The sequence below is a fragment of the Burkholderia pyrrocinia genome (assembly GCF_022809715.1).
In the GTDB taxonomy this organism is placed as follows: domain Bacteria; phylum Pseudomonadota; class Gammaproteobacteria; order Burkholderiales; family Burkholderiaceae; genus Burkholderia; species Burkholderia pyrrocinia_C.
This window is the reverse complement of sequence record NZ_CP094459.1, coordinates 458,361-480,887: the sequence shown is the minus strand read 5'-3', so window position 1 is coordinate 480,887 and position 22,527 is coordinate 458,361. Positions and strand designations below refer to the sequence as shown.

Here is a 22,527-nt window from a genome sequence, read left to right as displayed (position 1 = left end):
TCATGTCGATCAACATTCGCAAGATGCGTTATCTGCCGCTCGTCGCCGCACTCGCGCTCGCCGGGTGCGGCGGCGACGACGGCGGCGCGGGCTCGGCTTCCGCGCTCAGCTCCGCCGGCGCGCCGCACTCGGGCTCGTCGCCCGCCGTCACCGCTCCGCCGAGCGCATCCAACGTCGACAAGAGCGTGTCGCCTGTCGAGCTGCCGGACACCGTCGTACCCGTGAACTACCGGCTGTGGTTCCGCCCGAACGAAGCGCTGAACGCGTTCGACGGCCGCGCCGACGTCGAGATCAAGGTGCTGAAGCCGGTCAACAACATCGTGATCGCCGGCCACCGGATCAAGTTCACGAACGGCCGCATCACGCTGCAGCCGGGCAACATCCAGCTGATCGCGACGCCGCAGGACAAGGGCGACTTCTACCAGCTGCGCCCCGTGAGCGGCACGATCTCGCCGGGCAACTATTCGCTGCACATGGAGTGGTCGGGCATCATCAACTTCAAGTCGTATGACGATCCCGTCACGAAGACGGGCGGCAGCTGCGGCGACGATCCGTATCCGGGCTGCTCGGCCGCGGAAGGCATCTTCCGCGTCGACCTGAAGAGCACCGACGGCACGACGAGCGGCGCGATCCTCACCCAGGGCGAAACCAACCTGGCGCGCCAGTGGTTCCCCGGCTGGGACGAGCCGGCGTTCCGCCCGACCTATGAAGTGACGGCCGAAGTGCCGCAAAGCTGGCGCGTCGTGTCGAACGCGGCCGAGAAGCCGTCCACCAGCATCGGCGGCGGCTACAAGCTCGTGCAGTTCGAGAAGACCCCGCCGATGCCGTCGTACCTGCTGTTCTTCGGCGGCGGCCTGTTCGACACCTACGAGGACGACTTCACGAGCCCGCTGCCGGGCGGCAAGGGCGGCCTGCACCTGCGCGTGTTCACGCCGCCGGGCATGAAGGACTGGGCGAAGCCGGCGATGGACCGCACCAAGCAGGCGCTCGACTACTACTACCGCTACACCGGCATCGCGCTGCCGCTGACGAAGTTCGACACGGTCGCCGCGAACGACGCGTTCAAGGAGCAGAAGGACCTGAACTTCGGCGGGATGGAGAACTGGGGGTCGATCCTCGAGTTCGCCGACGACATCCTGCCGCAGCCGGGCCAGCCGATGTCGCGCTACGGCAACGAGGTGCTGACGCACGAAGTCGCGCACCAGTGGTTCGGCGACCTCGTCACGACCGACTGGTGGGACAACGTGTGGCTCAACGAATCGTTCGCGACGTTCTTCGAGACGAAGACGACGATCCAGTTCTTCCCCGACGAGTTCAGCTGGCTCGACCAGGTGAAGAACAAGTACCGCGTGATCAATCGTGACATCGGCCCGAACGCGTTCCCGGTCGCGCCGAACTTCAACGGCTGGGCGTCGAACGATTTCGTGCTGAGCGCCAGCGCGTTCACGTACGACAAGGGCGGCCACGTGCTGAAGACGCTCGAGAACTATCTCGGCGAACAGACGCTGCGCAAGGGTCTGCAGCAGTACCTGGTCGACTACTCGTTCGGCAACGGCACGCCGAAGCGCCTGTGGGACGCGCTGTCGAAGGCGAGCGGCCAGTCGGTCGGCGCGATCGGCGACAGCTACGTGCGCCAGACCGGCGTGCCGCTGATCTCGCTCGACACGCAGTGCGACCTGACGAAGAACCAGACGATCGTCACGCTGAAGCAGCAGCCGTTCCCGAACAAGAACGCGTATCCGGGCCTGCAGTGGACGGTGCCGATCACGCTCGCGTACGGCCAGGGTCTCGCGCAACGCACGACGCTCGCGCTGAAGGACACGCAGACGCAAACGCGGATCGACGGTTGCACGGGCGTGGTCGCGGACCCGAGCGGGCTCGACTACTACGTCGTGAACTACAGCGACGCGGCCTGGAGCGGGTTGCTCACGCAGGTCAACGGCTCGTCCGATCCGGTGCTGCTGTCGAACCTGAAGAGCGAGGCCGCGCTGCTGGTCGCGAACAACCTCGCGCCGGCTTCGCGCTCGACGTCGATCGGTTCGGTCGCTTCGCCGGCCGCGATGAAGCTGCGCCAGACGCCGACCTTCGGCGGCATCGCGCCGGCGACGAAGGAACGCCCGGCCCTGCAATACCAGGGCATCTTCAAGCCGCGCAAGGTAGTGACGCAGTAACGGTGCGCGTCCGGCCGGTGCCGCGCAGCCTGCGGCGCCGGCCGGCGTACCTCCTCCCGACCTTTGACGGGCCTCGCGAGCGAGGCCCTTTTTTCTGTCGGCGCGGCGCTATCGCCCGACGCGCCTTCTTGCGCTCACGCCCACGCGGCATCCCACGCCGGCTGCGCGAACCACGTTGCCAGGAACGCGACGAGCCGCGACGCACGCGCGCTGCCGCGCGCCTGCTGGCGCAACACGTGGATCGTCGCGTGCTCGGGCGCCGCCGCATACTGCGGCAGCACCGCGCGCAACCGTCCGTCGCGCAATGCATCCCCGGCGAGCCAGGTCGGCAGGTGCGCGAGACCGAGCCCGTCGATCGCGGCTTCGAGCAACGCCTCCGAATGATTGCTGCGAAACCGCGGCTGCGCCGGCACGTGGCGGCGGTCGCCGAAGCGCCAGGCGCCCGGCGGCGGCGCGCCATGCCACGCGAGACAGTCGTGTCCGGCGAGCGCGTCGGGCGATTCGGGCTCGCCGCGCCGCGCGAGGTAGGCCGCGCTCGCGCACAGCACGCGCCGCTGCGGCGCCAGTACGGTCGCGACGAAGCGCGTGTCCTCGAGCGGGCCGATGCGCACCGCGAGATCGACGTCGGAACCGAGCCGCGCTCCTTGCAGGTCGACCATGCTGTCGGTCAGCACCAGGTCGACCTGCAGCGCCGGATGACGCTGCATGAACGCGGCCAGCGCGGCCATCAAGTGCAGGCGGCCGAACGGCGCCGGACAGTCGACGCGCAGCAGCCCGCTCGGCTCGTCGTGCTGGCTGTGCAGGTCTTCCTGCAGGCCGCGCAGCTCGGCCAGCATCCGCAGCGCGCGCCCGTACAGCAACTGCCCGGCCTCGGTCGGCCGCAGCGCATGGGTGGTGCGATGCAGGAGACGGATGCCGAGCTGCGCCTCGAGCCGGTCGATGCGCCGCGTGACCGACGACGCAGCGACGCCCAGCCGGCGCGCGGCCGCCGAGAAGCTCTGCTGGTCGACCACGTCGACGAACAGCGCCAGATGCGGGGAAAGGAAGTCGTCCATTCAGGGGGCCTCGGGTTTTGCTATGCGCAAATCGCAAAACAATCATCCACCTTTGCATATTTCCGTGTCAAACCGCCCCAACTAGACTGCATTCATCCTTTCCACTCGTTGCACGCGCCGGCCCGCCGGGCAGCGCGGCAGCCATCCGCCACGGAGACCATCATGCGCAGCATCCGCTTCGACGCCCCCGCCGCCGACATCGAGTCGCTCGACGCGCGCGTCAGGGAAATCGACCAACCCGTGCCGGCCGACGGCCAGATGCTGATCGAGGTGCGCGCGGCCGGCGTCAACCCGAGCGACGTGAAGGCCGCGCTCGGCCGCATGCCGCACGCGGTGTGGCCGCGCACGCCCGGGCGCGACTGGGCCGGCATCGTGCGCAGCGGCCCGGCCGAGTCGATCGGCGCGCCCGTGTGGGGATCGGGCGGCGATCTCGGCGTGGGGCGCGACGGCTCGCACGCGGAATGGCTCGTGCTCGACGCGGCACTGGTGCGCCGCAAGCCGGCCGTGCTGACGCTCGACGAAGCGGCCGGCGTCGGTGTGCCGTTCGTCACCGCATACGAGGGTTTGCGCCGGGCCGGCATGCCGACGGCCGACGACGTCGTGCTGGTGTTCGGTGCAAACGGCAAGGTCGGCCAGGCCGCGATCCAGCTGGCGACCGCGCGCGGCGCGACCGTGATCGGCGTCGAGCGCGGCCCCGGCGGCTATCGCGGCCATGCATCGGGCGACGTGCACATGATCGACGCGTCGCGCTGGCCCGTCGCCGATGCCGTGCACGCGGCGACCGGCGGCCGCGGCGCGGACATCGTCTACAACACGGTCGGCAGCCCGTATTTCGAAGCAGCGAACGCATCGATGGCGATCGGTGCGCGGCAGATCTTCATCTCGACGATCGACCGCAGCGTGCCGTTCGACATCTTCGCGTTCTATCGCGGCCAGCATACGTACGTGGGTATCGATTCGCTGCAGCTCGGCGGCGCCGCGGTCGCGCAGATCCTCGACACGCTCGCACCCGGCTTCGGCAACGGCACGCTGCGCCCGTTCCCGATCGGCGACGACTACGTGTACCCGCTCGAACGCGCACACGACGCGTATCGCGCGGTGCTGGCCGGTGCGCGCGAGCGCGTCATCCTCAAGCCCTGACGCCGGACCGCACGGGAGACCGCCATGATGGATTACCTGACTTCGCTCGCGGTGGGCCTCGGCGTCGGCGTGCTGTATGCGCTGCTGCACGTGCGCTCGCCGGCCCCGCCGCTCGTCGCGCTCGTCGGCCTGCTCGGGATGGTGATCGGCGAACGCGCGATCGCGCTGCTGCGCTGACGCGCCGAAACGGCGCCGGCGCTAGCGATCGTCGCGACGTCGGAACGCCCACCATGCGGCGAGCGCGGTGAAGCCCGCGACGAGCAGCACCATCAGCCAGAAGCCGTGCTTGTTCTCCGAGAACGGCACGCCGCCGACGTTCATCCCGAAGAAGCCGGCGACGATGTTGATCGGCAGCGCGATCACGGTCACGAGCGTCAGCGTGAACAGCGTCCGGTTGTTCTGCTCGTCGAGACGCGACCCGATCTCTTCCTGCAACAGCTTGATCCGCTCGTTGAGCCCCGACAGATCGCCGAGCACCAGCGAGAACTCTTCGGTCGATTCGCGCAGCTCCTGCGTGTCTTCCACGTGCAGCCACGCGGGCGGCTTCGCGAGCAGCCGGAAGATCGACCCGGGCTCGGGCGCAAGCATGCGCTGCAGGCGTGTCAGCGTGCGGCGCATCGCGCCGAGTTCGATGCGGCTCGACGTAAGCCGCTGCGACAAAAAGCGATCCTCGATGCGATCGACGTCGATGCTCGTGCGCCGCATGATCTGGATCAGCAGGTCGGCCTGGTCGCGCAGCAGGTGCACGAGCAGTTCCGCTGGCGACCGGAACTGCTCGCCGTCGCGCACGCATGCGCGCAGCGTGTCGACCGAGCGCAGCGGCTTGAGCCGCGCGGTGACCATGATGCGCTGCTCGACGTGGACGAACAGCGTCGCGATCTCCGACGGCGTCAGCTCGAGGTTGAACATCACGTCGTTGACGATCGCGCGCAACGCGCCGTCTTCCTGCTCGATGCGCGTCGAGCGCGAACCTTCGTGGAGGAATGCGAAGAAGCTGTCCGGCAGCCCGAGATGCGTGCGCATCCAGCGCTCGCTCGCGCCGTGCGCGAGATTGAAGTGCAGCCAGACGAAATCGTCCGACGCGACCGCGTCGCGCTCGCGGCACGTGTGCAGCCACGCGGCGGCCGCATCGGCGTCGAGCATTGCGCCGGATCCGCCCGGAACGAAGCGGAAGCCGCACACCATGCCGGACGTATCGGCGCCGTAAGTCTGTACGATCAGGTCCATCGTGTCGAAAGTCGTGCGATGCGCGGCGCGCCGCACATCGCGGGTCGCGGGCCCGCGCCGGGAAAAGAAAGGAGACGTATGCCCGACGGGCGTGACGCACTCGTGACAGTGTCACGCCGCATGATACCGGCAGCTTCCATGCCCAAAAGCAACGCGCCGCCCAACGGGCGGCGCAGATACGGCATCGCGGCATGCGCAGGACGCGTTACTGCCGCGTCTCCGACTGCGCGGCGTTCGGGCACGCCGGGTCCTTGCCCCAGTGGCCGTCGCAGACGCGCCAGCGGCACAACTGATCCTCGAAGAAGCCGCGCTCCGAACACTCCTTCACGCGCGCCCCAAGCGAACCGGTCGCCGCCGCCGTCTTGGTCGGCACGGCCTGCGCCTTCTGCGCGGCGAGTTTCTTGTCGGCCGGCTTCGTGCGCGCGACGAGCGCAGCGAGCAGATCGGCATCCGGATCGTCCTTCCCGGCCGCCTTCGCATTCGCGGTACGCGTCGACGCCGCATCGCGGCGCTTCTTCGCCTGCGCGAGCTCGGCTTCCTGTTCCTTGCGATGCTTGCGGGCTTCAGCCTTCGTCTCGGCCTTCGTGTTGGCCTTGCCCTGCGCGACCTTCGTGCTCTTCGCGGCGTCGGCCTTCGCAGTTTTCGTCGTCGCTGCCGCTGCGGCCGTGGCGGCTGCGGCAGCGCCGGCCGTGGCTGTGCCCGATGCGTCGTCGGCGCCATCGGCGAGCGCGCGCGACAGGCGGCTGTTGTCCGCGCCGGACGCGGACGATGCGGACGCAACGGTCCGGGAAGCCGAATCGTCGTTGACGATCGTGGCCGGCTGCGCGGCGGACGCGCCATTCTGCGCGACCTGCACGGCGGCACCGCTGGCCGGTGCGGCCTTGGCCGGCTCGGCCGCTGCGGGCGCGGCTGCAGCCGTGACAGCGACGGCCTGCTCGCCCGAATGCTGCTGCATGCGCCATGCGCCCCAGCCGCCGACGGCAACCACCAATGCCACGACGGCCGCAATCGGTGCCTTCAGCGAACGGCGCGCCGGTTCGGCGGGCGGCGTGACACGCCCTTCCAGATTCGCGAGAATGCGAGACTGCTGAGCTCCTCCGTTGCCTTCCGGTTTAGTATCGGACAGCAGGCTGGGTGGAGTTTTCGAATTTGAATTTTCCGGCGCACTCATTCAGCGTCTCATTGAATCCTGGTTTAATTCACCGCGATAATATAGCCCGGCCTCTCAAAGCAGCCTGATTCTAAGAGCAAGCATTGCAAAACACAATCAATTCCAATTTCCGGGGATTTCGTTGATTGCCGTCGCACTCGTCGCCTATTTCGCCCTTGCCGTCGCGGTTGCGGCACTGTTGCTTTTACCGGGTATCCGCGCGACGGTTTTCGAATCCGTCGCCCAGTTTCACGGCCGTCTTACGCGCCGTGCGAACGATCGCGCCACGCGTACGCGGAGTCAGATTGTTAAATCGGCAAGCGCTACGCGCGGCGCATTAAACGATGTGCAAAATTTACTGGTTCGGCGGCGCTTGATGATTACGGTATCGGCAGGTATTCTTGCGACGCCGCCATTGGTCGCCATTGCGTTACGCGGCCGGCAATTGTTCCAGTACGACGACACGGCGCGCGTGCCCGACGAGAAGATCGCCGCGCTGCTGCAGGGCGAACAGCTCGTGCCGCCTCCGCCGCTGCCGCCGGAAGTCTTCGCCACCCGGGAAGTCGAACAGGTGCGCCCGGCGCTGAAGGATGCGAGCCGCGACTGGAACCTGCTGGACCCGGATTTCCGTACGCGTTTGCTGCTGGTCTACAAGATCATGCACGAACAATACGGTTATGAAATGGCGCTGCTGGAAGGTTACCGGAGCCCGGAACGGCAAAACCGGCTGGCGCAGATGGGCAGCAACGTGACCAATGCGGCGGCCTTCCAGAGTTATCACCAATTCGGGCTGGCGGCCGACAATGCATTCCTGCGCGACGGCAAGCTGGTCATTTCCGAGAAAGATCCGTGGGCGATGCGCGGCTACCAGTTGTACGGCCAGGTCGCCGAGCAGGTCGGCCTGACCTGGGGGGGCCGCTGGAAAATGATGGATCTCGGGCACGTGGAATACCATAAACCCGGTTTTAAACTGGGACGCGGCAGCTAGCCAGGGCTGCCGGACAGGAAATAATGAGGGCGGCATGGGGCTTTTTAATATCCCGGCAGGAAACGATACGGGCGACGCAAAAAATCGGGCATTCCGGTGCGCGATTTTTTGCGGCCGCCGCTTCCGTTTTAAATCTCACAGCGTCCTTTCATTAATGCGCGCGCCTTCTCCGATGCCGCGGGCGCATTGATGCCGGCCCCCTTCATCCCGTTTGACAGCATGGCGACACATCGCGGCGCCACCCTTGCCGCTCGGCGCGCCTGCGTCGCCTCACCGAATCGCACCGGAACCTGAACGTCCTATGCAACGCATCCTCAACGTGCTGACTCATCCGCGTACGCTCTCGATCGTCGGGATCGTCGCGCTAGCGGCCATCCTCTTCATCGTCGCCGACATGCTGCAGCTGCCGCTCCTGTGGGCGGCGATCGCGTTCGCGGCGATCCTCGCGCTGTGGCTCGTCGTCGCGCTGTGGCGCCGCTGGCGCGTGAAGCGCGCGAACCAGCAGCTCGGCCAGGTGCTGGAAGAGCAGGCGGAAACCGGCAAGATCGCCGCACCCGCCGCCGCCGCCGCCGCGCTCGCGCCCGACGCGAAGACGGCCGACCTCGACGTGCTGCGCACGCGCCTGTCGGACGCGGTGAAGACGATCAAGACGTCGAAGATCGGCCAGGTCTCGGGCGGCTCCGCGCTGTACGAACTGCCGTGGTACATCGTGATCGGCAACCCGGCCGCGGGCAAGAGCAGCGCCGTGCTCAATTCCGGCCTGCAGTTCCCGTTCGCGGACAAGAACAGCGCCGTGATCCACGGCATCGGCGGTACGCGCAACTGCGACTGGTTCTTCACGACCGAAGGGATCCTGCTGGACACGGCCGGCCGCTATTCGGTGCACGAGGAAGACCGCAGCGAGTGGCTCGGCTTCCTCGGCCTGCTCAAGCGCTATCGCCCGAAGGCGCCGATCAACGGCATCATCGTCACCGCGAGCATCGCCGAACTCACCGGCAACCGCCCCGAATTCGCGATCAACCTCGCGAAAAACCTCCGCCAGCGCGTTCAGGAGCTGACGGAAAAGCTCGAGGTGTTCGCGCCGGTCTACGTGATGTTCACGAAGGCCGACCTGATCACCGGCTTCACCGAATTCTTCAGCAGCAGCGACAAGCACGAGTACGACCGCGTGTGGGGCGCCACGCTGCCCTACGAGCCCGACGACAAGCGCGACGTGGTCGCGCAGTTCGACACGCACTTCGAGGAACTCTACGAAGGGCTGAAGGAGATCAGCGTCGCGCAGCTGTCGCTGTCGCGCGGCAACCAGCTGTCGCCGGGCCAGTTGAGCTTCCCGCTCGAATTCTCGACGATCAAGCCGTCGCTGCGCGCGTTCCTCGCGACGCTGTTCGAGAACAACCCGTTCCAGTACAAGCCGATCTTCCGCGGCTTCTACTTCACCAGCGCGCTGCAGGAAGGCGAAACCAACAGCGCGGCCGCGCAGCGCATCGCGCACCGCTTCGGCCTCGACGCAACCGCGCTGCCGAAGCCGCACAGCGCGTTCTCGAAGAACGGCTTCTTCCTGCGCGACCTGTTCTCAAAGGTGATCTTCGCGGACCGCCAGACGGTGCGCCAGTTCGCCAGCCCGACCAAGACGCGGCTGCGCTACGCGACCTTCTTCGGCTTCGTCGCGGCGCTCGCGCTCGCGCTCGGCGGCTGGACCTGGTCGACGATCGGCAACCAGCAGCTGGTCTCGAACGTGCAGGCCGACCTCGACAACGTCACGCGCCTGCAGCAGGGCCGCAACGACCTGCAGTCGCGCCTGCAGGCGATGGACATCCTGGAAGACCGGATCGAGCAGCTCGAGCAGTTCCGCCGCGACAAGCCACTGTCGGTGTCGCTCGGCCTGTACCAGGGCGACCGTCTCGAGCAGCACCTGCTGACCGAGTACTACAACGGCGTGCGCCAGATCCTGCTGGCCCCCGTGTCGCAGAACCTCGCGTCGTTCATGAAGGACGTGAACGCGCACCCCGAGCAGCTCGTGCCGATGACCCGCCCGCCCGAATCGGGCGCCGTGCAGGGCGGCACGATGCCGGTCTCGACGAACGCGGCGGGCGCAGCACCGCAGGCAGGCGCCGCACCGGCCGCGTCCGGCACCGCGCCGGCCGCCGCGCCGCAACAGCCGGCCGCGCCGCAGGGCGGCCTCTACAGCGACGCGTCGCCGACCAACGTGCAGGACGCGTACAACGCGCTCAAGACGTACCTGATGCTGTCCGACAAGCGCCACGTCGAGCAGGCGCACCTGACCGACCAGCTCGCCCGCTTCTGGCGCGGCTGGCTCGAGACGAATCGCGGCAACATGCCGCGTGACGAGATGATCAAGAGCGCGGAGCGCATGATCTCGTTCTACCTCGCCCGCGTGAACGACAACGACTGGCCGATGATCGACGCGAACCTCGCGCTCGTCGACCAGACCCGCGAGAACCTGCGCCGCGTGGTGCGCGGCATGCCGGCCCGCCAGCGCGTCTACGAGGAAATCAAGGCGCGCGCGTCGACCCGCTTCGCGCCGATGACCATCGCGCGCATCGTCGGCGACGGCAACCAGGGGCTGGTGGCCGGCAGCTACGCGATTCCGGGCACGTTCACGCGCGAAGCGTGGTTCGACTACGTGCAGCCGGCGATCCGCGACGCGGCGACCAAGGAACTGCAGGCGAAGGACTGGGTGCTGAACACGTCGACGCAGGACGACCTGACGCTCGAGGGCAGCCCCGAGCAAATCCAGAAGACGCTGGTCGGCATGTACAAGACCGAGTACGCGCAGCACTGGCAGAAGTTCATGCAGGGCATCGCGGTGCAGGGCTTCAGCAGCTTCGGCCAGGCCGTCGACGGGATGAACCGCCTCGGCGACCCGCAGGATTCGCCGATCCGCAAGATCCTCGAGACCGCGTACGACCAGACGTCGTGGGACAACCCGTCGCTCGCGAACGTGGCGATCAAGAAGGCGCAGACGGGCGTCGTGAACTGGGTCAAGCAACTGTTCTCGCGCTCGCAGGCCGGCCAGGTGGCGGCCGCCAACATCGACATCAACGGCAATCCGGCCGAGGTGCCGATGGGTCCGGTCGGCCAGGAGTTCATCGGGCTCGCGCGGATCGTCGCGACGCATGACGGCACGTCGATGCTCAAGGGCTACATGGATTCGCTGTCGAAGGTCCGGACCCGCTTCAACGTGATCAAGAACCAGGGCGACCCGGGCCCCGGCGCGCGCCAGCTGATGCAGCAGACGCTCGACGGCAACGGTTCGGAACTCGCCGAGTCGCTGAAGCTCGTCGACGAGCAGATGCTGACGGGCCTCACCGATTCGCAACGCAAGTCGCTGCGCCCGCTGCTCGTGCGGCCGCTGATGCAGGCGTTCGCGGTCGTGATCCAGCCGGCCAGCGCCGAAGTCAACAAGGTGTGGAACGCGCAGGTCTACCAGCCGTTCCAGAACTCGCTCGCGACGAAGTACCCGTTCGCGGCCAATGCGAAGGTCGAGGCCGGCGCCGGCGAGATCGCGCAGGTATTCGGTCCGGACGGCTCGATCGCGAAGTTCGTCGGCACGACGCTCGGGCCGCTCGCGGTGCGCCGCGGCGACACGCTCGCCGCCCGCACGTGGGGCGACATGGGCATCGGGCTCACGCCGGACTTCACGAACGGCTTCGCGCGCTGGGTCGCCCCGCTCGCGGGCGGGGCGGCAGGCGGCGCGGCCGCGGCGTCCGAGCCGCAGACGGTGTTCCAGATCCTGCCGCAGCCGAGCACGGGCACGACGGAATACACGATCGCGATCGACGGGCAGCAACTGCGCTACCGCAACACGCCGCCGCAGTGGACCAACTTCGTGTGGCCGAACCCGCAGGGCTCGCCGGGCGCGACGCTGTCCGCGACGACCTTCGACGGCCGCACGGTGCAGCTCGTCAACGAGCCGGGCCGCTACGGCCTCGAGAAGCTGATCAACTCGGCGCAGCGCAAGCGCCGTCCGGACGGCACCTTCGACCTGACGTGGGTGCAGGGCAGCGTGAACGTGTCGGTGACGATGCGCATCATCAGCACGTCGCAACCGACGGGCGGCGGCGGCGACCAGCCGCAGCAGCAGAGCCTGCGCGGCCTGCAACTGCCGTCGTCGGTCGCCGACGCGAGCGCGGGCGCCGCGCAGAACGCGACCCAGTCCGGCACGGGCACGCCGGGCGCAGCGCCGGCCATCGCGGCCGCCAACGCAACGAATGCACAGGGGGCGCAATGACGCAAACCGTACAGGCGCAAATCGCCTACTTCGGCAAGATTCCGTCGCGCGGCGACTTCGTGAAGAGCCCGCACAATCCGCAGTTGCTGCAGACGCTCGATCGCTGGATCGCGCAGGCGCTCGAACTGCTCGCGGAAGACCCGCGCTGGAAGCTCGTCTACGAGGATGCGAAGCCGATGCATTTCGCGTTCCTCGGCTCGCGCAGCAAGCTCGCGATCGCGGGCCACATGGTCGCGAGCCACGACGTGTCGATGCGCCGCTTCCCGTTCCTCGGCGCAACCGCGCTCGAGGTCGACCGGCCGCTCGCGTTCCTCGCGCGCAGCCCGCTCGCGTTCGCGCGGCTGTGGTCGCGCGTCGCCACGCAGATCCCGCCGCTGCTCGGCAAGGAAGAGCCGCCCGGCGCGCTGCAGGCGCTCGGCGACACGCAGGTGCCGATCGACGTCGGCGGCCCGGGCACGTCGCATGACGGCACCTTCAACGATTTCGTCGAACACCAGTCGCTGTATGGCCTGCAGCAGATGCTGCTCGAAAGCGGCCACCCCGTGCGGCTGCGCGGCGCGATGCTCGCGCTCGGCTCGCTGCTGCGGCCGGTGATGCAAAGCGGCTCGTCGCACATCGAGCGCGGCCTCACGCTGCCGCTGCCGGTCGATCCGTTCTATCGCAGCCTCGTCGCCGCGTTCTGGCTCGAACTGATCGCGCCGTTCGTCGCGCAGGCCGACTTCGAGCTCGCGATCTTCATCGGCTCGATCGCCGAACGCGAACGCCTGATCATCGGCTTCAACGGCGCGTCGGCGAAGACGCTGCTGAGCGTTGTCGATCCGCAGACCTACGCCGCCCACAACATCGACATCGACGATCCCGAGTGGATCGACGCCCATGCGCAAAACGATCACCAGATCAGCAAGCTCGTCAGCTACCTCGACCAACCGCAACTCTCGCTGCGCGTCGCGATCGACGCGTTCCGCGAAGCGTTCATCGGAGGCTGACGGGATGCATCGCACGATTCACGCCCGGCGCCCGCGCTTGTCGCCCGCCCTCGCCGCTCTGTTAGCCGCCGGCCTCGTTGCCAGCGGCGCAGCCTTCGCGCAGAACACCGGCGCGACCGTCACGCCGGTCGGCAACGGCTCGGTCGCGACGACCGCACTGCCGTCGTCGAACCCGAACCCCGGCGCCGCGCCTGCGACCGCGTCCGGCACGGTGGTGCACGGCACGGCCGGCACCATCACGCCGCCGCCCGCGAACGCAGCGCCCGGCCAGGTCGTCGCCGGCGGCAAGGTGCCCGACGAGGCGACCAAGGCCGCCGTGCTGCAGAAGCTGCGCGATACCTACGGCGCGGCGAACGTCGTCGACCAGATCGAGGTCGGCGACGTCGCGACGCCGCCGAACTGGAGCGCGAACGTGCAGAAGCTGCTCGGCGCGCAGCTCAAGCAGATCAGCAAGGGGCAGTTGAAGATCAACGGCACGCAGATCGAGATGAAGGGCGAGGTGCACAACGAGGCGCAGCGCCAGCAGCTCGCGAGCGACATGGCGAACACGCTGAACCCGACCTACACGATCAAGAACGGGCTGCGCGTGTCGGCATCCGAGCAGGGCGTGCTCGACCAGACGCTCGCGAACCGGACGATCGAGTTCGAGACGGGCAGCGCGACGCTGACGCCGCAGGGCAAGCTGATCCTCGACCAGATGGCGGCCGCGCTCGCGAAGATGCAGAACCGCACGGTCGACATCATCGGCCACACCGACAACTCGGGGAACCGGACGTCGAACATCGCGCTGAGCCAGTCGCGCGCGGACGCGGTGAAGGGTTACCTGATCACGAAGAGCATCCCGCCGCAGCAGATGACGACGACGGGCGTCGGGCCGGATCAGCCGATCGCGCCGAACGACACGGCGGATGGAAGGGCGCGGAATCGGAGGATCGAGTTCCGGGTGGGGCAGTAACGGATCGATCGGCTGCTCCTTTGCGGGGCAGCACGGCACACGACGGGCGGCGGCAGCGATGCGCCGCCCGTTTTCTTTTGCAGTGAACGGCCCTCAATGGGTGGGGGTTGCGCCCCCCTTGTAGCCCCTCGCCCACTCCTGGCTTTGCTTGGCAGCCTGGTCGATACGCGCGGCTGCAAGATCGTCCTTCTTGCGCTTCTTTGCTTCCTTTTCGATATCGGACGAGCCGAATTCGTCCTTGTCCCGCGTGCGAAAGTACAGCGACGGCGCGAGCACGTGGTCCTGCCAGCTCGTCAGCAACGTATCGTGGACGAGCATGTCGAATAGCGCCATCACGTCCGGCGGAAGCGGGTGCTTGCCGTCGATCCCTTCCTTCCAGGCCGACACGAGCTCCATCTGGGCTTCGGGTAGCATGAACGCCTCGACCGCATCCGCGCTCGCCTTGTTGTTGGAATCCCACGAATCCGGCATGTTGCGGATGCGCTCCGCAGATTGCCGCAGGCCGTCCTGAAGGGACGCGCGGCGCAGCATCTTTTCCGACTCCTTGTGAAGTCGCTCCCACACGGTCGTGTAGTCCTTCGGTGCTTCCGCGATCAGCTTCTCGTAACGCTTCTGCGCCGCGTCGCTGGCCGCTTTCATTCCGCGCAACGTCGCCTGGTCGGCCTGGCTGCGGCTGGCCAGCATGCTCATGTTGATGCCTTGCCGCTGCAGTTCCCAGTCGAGCTGAGACTTCGCCGTCTTGCGCTGCAGGTCGGCGTCGGACATGTTTCGCTTCCAGTCGGCAACCGGATCGGACATCGTGCGACGGAACTCGGGGTCCTGGTAGCGGACGGCAATCCAGCGCAGGAATACTTTCGAGTGCTCGACGAAATCGACACCAGGTTTGCGAGGGATGAGTGCGCGGTAGGCGTCGACGAGTTGCTTGATGCGGTATTGCTTGCCGTCGCAGTTGATGGGGTGAGCGATCGAAAACTTGTCAAAGGTCTTTCGCTTATGGAGGTACAGATCCTCCATCATGTCTATCGCCACACCGGCCTTCAGTGCCTCCAGCAGCATGTCGCGAAGCGGTATCCTCATCAGCTCCGCATTCAGACCGAGCGAACCACTCACCGCACCGCCAACGACATCGCAACTCGTTCCAGGATAAAGAAACTGCTCGCCGCGCGTCTTTTCCAGACTGTCAAGGCGCTGATAGAAACGCATTTCATGAGCAGCAGCGAAATGAACACAGCGCTGCACGCTCGCGGGTATGCCAAGGTGGCGGTCTTTATAGTTTGGTTTGATCAGGCCCATATAAGGCACCATTCCGATCAGTTCGCCAGCCTCTTCCGACATGATCGACGAAACTGCGTCGAATAAACCGACAAACTTGATTTGAATGGAGACGCCGTCGATTGCCAGATCTGTATCGTCCCTGCGCTTGTACTTCTCTGCCAAATCGTTGACGAACGCCCGAGCCAGTACGCAGCCGCGATCCGCGCCGAACACCGATACCTCAATGACGCGGATCTTTGGCATCTTCTGTTTCACTTCTTTGTATGCAGCCTCGAACTGTTTTTTCGCAGCGATAAGGCGGGTATCGACGCCCGTTCCGAAGACTTCTGCCATGACCGCGTTGTCACGTGCGATCGGCACATTCTCCATCACCAGTCCGACGAAAAGGCCGCGTGCAACCGCCAATGCCGTCTTGATCGGGTTACCCCTGATATTAGCCTTGGCGTCATTCTTGGCGTTGCGCCACAGTAGCCTGCCGGTAGCCTTGGTCCGTTCCCAGAGTCGTTCCGGCGACGCGTTCAGCACGTTCGTGATGCGCCGTGCCTGTGCGGGAATGCGTTCGATATCCTTGCGGAAATCCTCGAATGCTTTCTCGATTGGCCGGAATGAAAAGTCCCCCCCGAGAATCTCCATCCCCGCCGCCTTGGCGCGCTTGCCAAGGTCGGCCTGATCAATCGGCGCCTTGACTCGCGCATATGACTCGCCAATCTTTTTTGCAGCACCAACGGCTTTCTTCGCCCCTATCATGGCTGCAGCCTTGACTGCATTGCCCACAGCGTCGGTATCGCTGTCGTTGTTCAGCGGTGTACCCAGGCCCGAGTAATAGTAGCGATACCAGAACTGGTTCACAGGCCGTCGCTCGTCCTTCATTTCACGATGTGCTTCCCAGAGCCGCGAAATGTTCGAGTACTGAGAGCTCGCCGAATCGTCAATGTCACGATTGCGGCCAAATGCATCAAAGAAGAATCCCATGCGTATCGTTGCTCCGCACGGCAGGCAATCGCCCTTCGGATACATGGTCGCGTTTTGGCGGGCAACCTGTATGTACACCGATGTTGGAGTCGTATCGTCCGGGTCGAGCTTGATTTTCTCAGCCATGGTTTTTCTCCTCTGCCCGCGGCGGCGGCAAGAGCCCCACGGGAACGGCCGGCACCGCAACCGCCTTGAATTTATCGCTTTTCAGTTCAGACAAAACGCTCTGTGGCAGCGCTTGCATCGACTTCGAGAACGAACCGGGCTTGCTACCGGTAGTTTTCAGTATCTGCTGGACCTCGGGGTGCGTGTCGAATCGGCTATTCACGAGTAGATCGAAATACGCGTACTGCTCAAGATCGTTGACATCGGTTAGCCGGTATTTCAGCCACGCAGCGGCGACAATGCGCGCAATGCGACGATACTGCTGATCCTCGCGCTCGTCGTATCGCTTGTTCAACTGCCCCTGGTAGTGACTCGCAACCCAGCGAGACACATCAATCATCGGAATACGCGAGTCATCCGTCGGCGCGCCGGGAAACTGAAGCTCAACGTGACGATCCGGATAAAAATGAACCGCAAGAATTCGGGTGCCCACATTCTCCGGAACCTTTGACGGAGGCAGCGCAACCTTTGCTTCGGCGTGAAACGTCTGTTCGTCCCCCTTATGCCACTGGTCAACGTCGTAGTAGTCCCATTTGACGGTGAAATCGGTCCCCTTGAGCTGATAGCAACAAGTCACGCCCCCACCGCCACCCGGCATGCTGTCGCCACCGCCGCTAGCCTTGTTGCCATAAGCATCGGTGATCGTGAATTTATCCAGGTTATAGGGCAGATAGTTCTGGGCCATAACCGAAATCCCGCTGTATGTAGGCTCCGACTTGCCGCATGCCGCCATGGCCATCACGAGCAGACACCCTGCCAGAACACGACTCATCAGACTCGAAAATCTCATTGCTCTATTCACTGATGTTTTCCTTCCGAATATTGCCCAGCATGCCCTGCCGACGTATCGATTGCATCGGTATCGCTCACCTGTGTCGTCAGGCGCCTCCGCCTCTCATTGCCCGAACCGCTCCCGACGCAATCAGCTATGCCGCGCCGCCTCCGCACGCGGCGGCGGCAGCAAGCCGTCCGGAATCAGCGGGACAGTCACGGGTTCGAAGTTGTTGCTCGTCAACGCGGACAGCACATTCTTCGGCAGCGATTGCATTGCCTTCGCGACCGCACCCGGCTGACCGGCCGCCGTCTGCAAGCTGCGTTGAACCCCGGGATGGGCATCGAATCGGCTGTTTACGAGCAAACCGAAGTACGTGTACTGCTCCAGATCGTCACGATCGGTCAGACGGTATTTCAACCACGCAGACGCAACGATACGGGCAATACGACGAAACTGCTGGTCTTCGCGTTCGTCGTATCGCTTGTCCAGTTGCGCCTGATACTGCTTCATCCATCTCACGACATCGACTATCGGCAGGCGTGAATCGTCAAGGATCTTGCCGGGAAGCTGGAACTCGACATGCCGGTCCGGGAAGAAATGCACTTCGAGAATTCGGGAACCCACCTCGTCGGGCAACTGGGACTGCGGCATCGACACTTTCGTCTCGCCGTGGAACATCTGCTTGTCCCCTTTGTGCCATTGGTCGACATCGTAGTAGTTCCACTTGACGAAAAATTCCGTGCCCTTGAGCTTGTAGCAACATTTCACGCTACCGCCCCCCGCTCCCGGTGGGTCGTCGCCACCTCCGCTCGCCTTGTTTCCAAATGCATCGGTAATGGTGAAGCCACTCATGTTGTACGGCAGATAATTCCGGCCAATGACGGAAATCCCGCTGTATGTCGGTTCCGACTTCCCGCATGCAGTCACGGCCACCGCGAGCAAGCCCCCTGCCAGAACACGACTCACCAGAATCGGCAATCTCATTGCTCTACATCCGCCGCATGCGGCGGTGGCAGCAAGCCATCGGATATCGCCGGCACCGCCGCCGCTTCGAACTCGTCGTTTGCCAACACGGACAACACGCGCTTCGGCAGCGACTGCATCGACTTCGCGAACATCCCCGGCTTGCCGGTGGTTGACTGCAGGACGCGCTGAACCTCAGGATGCGCATCGAACCGGCTGTTCACGAGTAGGTTGTAGTACGCGTACTGCTGCAGATCGTCGAGATCGGTGAGGCGGTATTTCAACCATGCCATCGCTACCACGCGGACAATGCGGCGAAACTGCTGATCGTCACGCTCGTCGTATCGTTTGCTCAACTGCGCCTGATAGTGGCTCGACATCCAACGTGACACATTGATCATCGGAATGCGTGACGCATCCATCAGTGCGCCGGGAAACTGCAGCTCGACGTGACGATCGGGGTAAAAATGAACCTCGATAATTCGATCGCCCACCTTCTCCGGTGCCTGCGATGGCGGCATTACGACCTTTGCCTCGGCGTGAAGCGTCTCCTCGTTACCTTTGTGCCACTGGTCGACGTCGACATAGTTCCATTTGACCGTGAACTCAGTACCTTGGAGCTTGTAGCAACAAGTCACTCCCCCTCCGCCACCCGGCAAGCTATTCCCACCACCCGCCTTGTTTCCGTAAGCATCGCTGATCGTAAATCCATCCAGGTTGTACGGCAGATAGTTGTGAGCGATCACCGAAATCCCGCTATACACCGGCTCCGATTTCCCGCACGCGCTCCAAGCCACCGCAACCAGGCCCACCGCCAGCACCGACCTACGCCACGCCACCGCGCGCCTCCAGCAATTCCCGCTCATGCGCATCGCGAATCGCATCCCACGTCGCATCGTCGATCGCCATCAGCGCCGTGTCGACGCCGGTTTCCCCGCGTGACGCCGCTTCGAGGCTCGCCTTGACCGCCGGATGCTCGTCGAACTTCGGTGCAACCTGCACGCCCATCACCACGTAGCAGAGCAGCTCCGCTTCGCCGGAGATCCCGTGCCCCGCTGCGCGATCGAGTTGCTCGACAACCTGCTCGTACAGTTCGCCATCGGACAGGTGATCGACCGCCGCCGCCATCGTCTCGCGAAACTTCAGCACGAGCTTGTCCGGATAGCCGAGTTCGATCAGTTGCGCATGCTGCTTTTCGCTCAAGCCCTGCACATCGCCTGCCTGCGCGGCCCCGGCAGACGCCGGCGCATCGTTGCGCCACACGACTTCCTCAAGCCGCCGATTGCGATAGCGGATCTCGCCGAACGGCGCAGCGAACTGCTGCGCCTGCGTATCGCTCCACACCAGCCGTAGCCGTCCGAATACATGATTGTCGAAGAAGAACAGGTAATACGCGCGACCGTTCGGCAGCGCGTACTTCACATATCTGCGCAGATGCGCATCGAGCGCATCGAACGACCACGTCGACCACAGCCACGTCACCGCGTGCAGATCGACCGCATCCAGCCACAGCTGACGCAGCAGCCGATGTTGCTCGCCTCCCTCGTCGTCGAGTGCCTGGCGGTCGAAGGCAATCAGGTACGGTGCGATATCCGTATAGGCGTCGAGACCGGTATCCGTCCAGAGCGACGCGTAGCGCAGGCCGTGCACCGTCACGAGCTGCGTATCCAGCTCCTGATAACCGCGCGTATCGACGATCGCGTACAGTCGCATCGGCCGGCCCTCGCTGGTCTCGCCCGTCAGCGACGCCTTCAGCGCCTCCAGAAATGCCGGCCATTCCGGCTCCCGCGGATTCGGCGCGGCGTCGACGGCCTCGCTCATGTCGGCTGCATCGCTCCCATCGCCCGCGTTGCCGATGTTGCTCACGTCACCCATCAATCCGCCTCGACCATCGATTCGCGCCCGCTATGCGCATTCAGCACACATTGCTTGCACGTGCCGCCCGGCATGGCGGGCAGCGGATACGGCATGCTTGTCGGGCCGCTGAATGCGTGCTGGGCGCCCTTGATGTCGATCTTCCCCGGCGCGTGAATCTCGATGTTGCCGCCCTTGATCCGCACGTACGCGCCGCCTGAGGTCAGCAGGATCTCCTGTTTGGCGGCCACGTCGACGTTCTCGGTCGACGACACGATCTTGACGACCTTCTGCGCGGTCATCTCGATACTGTCCGCATGCGCCTGAATCTCGACCTTGCCCTTGCCCGCGAACAGTTTGATCCCGGCATTCTGGGCAAACAGGCTGATGCGATCCCTGATACCGGCGATCAACGACTTCCCGCTGGTGATGAAGGTGCTTTGGCCACTGACGATATTGGCCTGCTGATCGCCAGACAGGTGCACCGACTGCTGCGACGCCATCCCGATCCCCGCCGGGCTCGCGAACAGCATCACCGGCTCCTTGAACGCATTCGCACTCCCCGTCCCGCCGCCGGCGGTCCTGCCGCCCGATGACGCCCCCGCCACGCTGTTCTTCGTGGCATCGGTGAATTGCTTCAGCGCATCGTGCCCGGTACCGAGGCTTTCGGCCTGATGCATTTCACTGATCTGCGACATCGACTCGAGCAACCCGTCGGCATTGGCGAGCTGCTGCTGCGCTTCGCTCACATCGAGCGGCTGGCTGTTCGCCTGCTTCGGATGCGTCGTGACATACAGCCCTTGTGCCGCACGCACCGCACCGTAAGCATCCGTGCGCAGGTCGAAACCCGAGCCGAGATACGCGCCGCGCGTGTTGCCGCTCTGTTCGATCAGATAGCCGAGATGCAGCAGCGAATTCGCGCTGCTGCTGAACAGGCGCGCCCGGTTCTGCCCGGTCGCGTCGTCGAGCACCATCTCGTTGTGACCCGATCCCGCATACTCCTTCGACCGGAAGCCCGACAGGATTCCGTCGCTATGCCACTGCGGCTTGGCGGCGCCGTTGTAGACGCGATGCATCACGATCGGCCGGTCGCAGTCCCCGCCGATGTAGCCGATCATCACCTCCTCGCCGACCCGCGGAATATGAACGCCACCATAACCGCCGCCGGTATCCGACTGCACGACGCGCACCCAGCACGACGCGTTTTCGCGACCGTCGCTCTGCCGGTCCCAGACGAACATGACCTTGATCCGGTTCAGTGCGTCCGTGTAGACCTCTTCGCCCTTCGGCCCGACGACGACGGCCGTTTCGAGCTGCATCGCGGGCTTCCGATGTTCGAGCGGGCTGCGATACGGCACGGCCGCGCGTTGCGCTTCGACTTCGACGAGATAGAACCCGGCCGAACCGTCGTCATGCCCGACTTCGAATGCGGCCGCCTCACCGTGGCCGGCTTTCACCTGCGCAAGCCGATCCTGGAGGCTGTGCGGAAAATTCGCTTCGTGGTCCGAGATCGGCAGGTTGTTCTCGATGTACCGCGACGCCTTCAATGCCGCGAATTCCCGGTCTTGCGCCGCATCGCGGTCGTGCTCGGGGTGATCCGCCAGCGTGAAGCGCCGGCCGGCGTCGATCCCGCGCACGCCGCCCACGCCGAAGAAGCGCTTCGCACGCGACTCCCATTCTTCGAGGCGAATCTTCGACAGATGTTCGCCGCGGTCCTGGCCCGCATACGTATACGCGCCGGTGTATTCGTAGATTTCGGCCTGGCCCGGCAGATCCCCTTGACCGGCCTTCGTCGGCAACGTCGTGCCGTTCGGGTTGCCCGGCGAGGACGGCGACTTATAGTCGAACGTACGCGTCGTATGCAACGTGCTCTGCAAGGTCCGCGACGCTGCCCATTGCGTGAAGCCGGCGGTTTCGCTACCCGTTCCCGAGTGGTCGAACCTGACGGTTTTCGGCGACAGTTCATCGACGGCATGCAGGTCATCGGTCACGACGAGCGTGTGCGCGTTGCCGTCCTCGCTATGCCGCCAGAAACCGAACAGCCCTTCGTCTTCCATCAGGCGATGCACGAAGTTCCAGTCGGTTTCGCTCTGACGGCAGTACGAGCGCGACGGCAATGGCTTCGACAGCGCGAACTGATACCACCCCTTGGCCTGCGGATGCGCGTCGAACACATCGGCGAGGATCGCGTCGACGCTCTGGTCCTGCCAGTACCGCATGTCGCTGCGGAACTTGAGGAAGTGCATCCACGACGCGAAAGTCAGCTGGTAGCTCGACAGGCTGCCGTCCGCGCCGAGCCTGCGCGCCGTATGGATATAACCGTTGATCGGCAAATACGACTGGTTCGCCTGCTGGATCCACAGCGTCATCGGCTTCGCGATCAGCGTCTTGAGCTCGATGTCGCTCGCGGTGGAAACGAGATCGAGCGAGACGCTGAAATCGCGCCCCAGTTCGGAACGGGTCACGGCCCGACGCGGCACGAGCGCATTGTTCGGTAACGACGGAATGTCCACCTTCAGCAGGCGGTCCTGCTGAATCAGGCCACCGCGAATCGCCTGTGCCAGTTCGCTCACGTTCATGCGTCAATCCTGTTCTTGTC

The 22,527-nt window shown here is 65.1% G+C and carries 15 protein-coding genes and 1 pseudogene; 7 read left to right on the top strand and 9 right to left on the bottom strand.

What is annotated here, in order from left to right; all coding sequences use genetic code 11:
- The first annotated feature begins 2 nt into the window (after positions 1–2).
- Entirely contained in the window at positions 3–2,171 is a 2,169-nt protein-coding gene (locus MRS60_RS02220) for a M1 family metallopeptidase (RefSeq protein ID WP_034183693.1), read from the top strand.
- A gap of 134 nt (positions 2,172–2,305) precedes the next feature.
- On the opposite strand, the gene MRS60_RS02215 is transcribed toward MRS60_RS02220, so the two are convergent.
- Positions 2,306–3,226 (bottom strand): LysR family transcriptional regulator, encoded by a 921-nt coding sequence (locus MRS60_RS02215; protein WP_034183692.1) that lies wholly within the window; start codon positions 3,224–3,226, stop codon positions 2,306–2,308.
- A 162-nt stretch (positions 3,227–3,388) separates the two neighbouring features.
- Between MRS60_RS02215 and MRS60_RS02210 the strand changes: the two genes are divergently transcribed.
- Together MRS60_RS02210 and MRS60_RS02205 are read left to right on the top strand one after the other, a co-directional pair.
- Entirely contained in the window at positions 3,389–4,366 is a 978-nt protein-coding gene (locus MRS60_RS02210; protein ID WP_243565156.1) for a quinone oxidoreductase family protein, read from the top strand.
- Positions 4,367–4,393: 27 nt separating this feature from the next.
- Positions 4,394–4,540, top strand: a pseudogene (locus MRS60_RS02205) (DUF1427 family protein); the annotation flags it as partial.
- Positions 4,541–4,564: 24 nt separating this feature from the next.
- Here the strand turns inward: MRS60_RS02205 and MRS60_RS02200 are convergent.
- A complete protein-coding gene (locus tag MRS60_RS02200; RefSeq protein ID WP_243565155.1) occupies positions 4,565–5,593 on the bottom strand; it encodes a transporter in 1,029 nt (342 codons plus the stop codon).
- Between the two features lie 205 nt (positions 5,594–5,798).
- Complete coding sequence (locus tag MRS60_RS02195) at positions 5,799–6,764, bottom strand: phage tail protein (protein ID WP_243565154.1); 966 nt, start codon at positions 6,762–6,764, stop codon at positions 5,799–5,801.
- A gap of 121 nt (positions 6,765–6,885) precedes the next feature.
- Here MRS60_RS02195 and MRS60_RS02190 point away from each other — a divergent pair, with 121 nt between their 5' ends.
- The 4 genes from MRS60_RS02190 to MRS60_RS02175 all read left to right on the top strand — a co-directional run bounded on the left by MRS60_RS02190 (position 6,886) and on the right by MRS60_RS02175 (position 13,924).
- Positions 6,886–7,731: a M15 family metallopeptidase gene (locus MRS60_RS02190; RefSeq protein ID WP_131947073.1), complete on the top strand. Its 846-nt coding sequence runs from the start codon at positions 6,886–6,888 to the stop codon at positions 7,729–7,731.
- 301 nt (positions 7,732–8,032) lie between these two features.
- Complete coding sequence (gene tssM / locus MRS60_RS02185) at positions 8,033–11,983, top strand: type VI secretion system membrane subunit TssM (RefSeq protein WP_243565153.1); 3,951 nt, start codon at positions 8,033–8,035, stop codon at positions 11,981–11,983.
- On the top strand, positions 11,980–12,969 hold the full coding sequence (gene tagF, locus MRS60_RS02180) for a type VI secretion system-associated protein TagF (protein ID WP_034183687.1): 990 nt from the start codon (positions 11,980–11,982) through the stop codon (positions 12,967–12,969). The genes tssM and tagF overlap by 4 nt, the downstream gene beginning before the upstream one ends.
- 4 nt (positions 12,970–12,973) lie before the next feature.
- Entirely contained in the window at positions 12,974–13,924 is a 951-nt protein-coding gene (locus MRS60_RS02175) for an OmpA family protein (RefSeq protein ID WP_243565152.1), read from the top strand.
- A gap of 93 nt (positions 13,925–14,017) precedes the next feature.
- Here MRS60_RS02175 and MRS60_RS02170 read toward each other — a convergent pair whose 3' ends face one another.
- The 6 genes from MRS60_RS02170 to MRS60_RS02145 all read right to left on the bottom strand — a co-directional run bounded on the left by MRS60_RS02170 (position 14,018) and on the right by MRS60_RS02145 (position 22,507).
- On the bottom strand, positions 14,018–16,297 hold the full coding sequence (locus tag MRS60_RS02170; RefSeq protein ID WP_034183685.1) for a phospholipase effector Tle1 domain-containing protein: 2,280 nt from the start codon (positions 16,295–16,297) through the stop codon (positions 14,018–14,020).
- The gene (locus tag MRS60_RS02165) at positions 16,290–17,126 is read right to left on the bottom strand and encodes a DUF3304 domain-containing protein (protein WP_034183684.1); all 837 of its coding nucleotides are present in this window, start codon (positions 17,124–17,126) and stop codon (positions 16,290–16,292) included. The genes MRS60_RS02170 and MRS60_RS02165 overlap by 8 nt, the downstream gene beginning before the upstream one ends.
- 132 nt (positions 17,127–17,258) lie before the next feature.
- Positions 17,259–18,095: a hypothetical protein gene (locus MRS60_RS02160; RefSeq protein WP_243565151.1), complete on the bottom strand. Its 837-nt coding sequence runs from the start codon at positions 18,093–18,095 to the stop codon at positions 17,259–17,261.
- The gene (locus MRS60_RS02155) at positions 18,092–18,940 is read right to left on the bottom strand and encodes a DUF3304 domain-containing protein (RefSeq protein WP_131947069.1); all 849 of its coding nucleotides are present in this window, start codon (positions 18,938–18,940) and stop codon (positions 18,092–18,094) included. The genes MRS60_RS02160 and MRS60_RS02155 overlap by 4 nt, the downstream gene beginning before the upstream one ends.
- Complete coding sequence (locus tag MRS60_RS02150; protein WP_243565150.1) at positions 18,900–19,949, bottom strand: DUF4123 domain-containing protein; 1,050 nt, start codon at positions 19,947–19,949, stop codon at positions 18,900–18,902. Before MRS60_RS02150 ends, MRS60_RS02155 begins: the two co-directional genes overlap by 41 nt.
- On the bottom strand, positions 19,949–22,507 hold the full coding sequence (locus MRS60_RS02145; RefSeq protein ID WP_243565149.1) for a type VI secretion system Vgr family protein: 2,559 nt from the start codon (positions 22,505–22,507) through the stop codon (positions 19,949–19,951). The genes MRS60_RS02150 and MRS60_RS02145 overlap by 1 nt, the downstream gene beginning before the upstream one ends.
- Positions 22,508–22,527 lie beyond the last annotated feature (20 nt).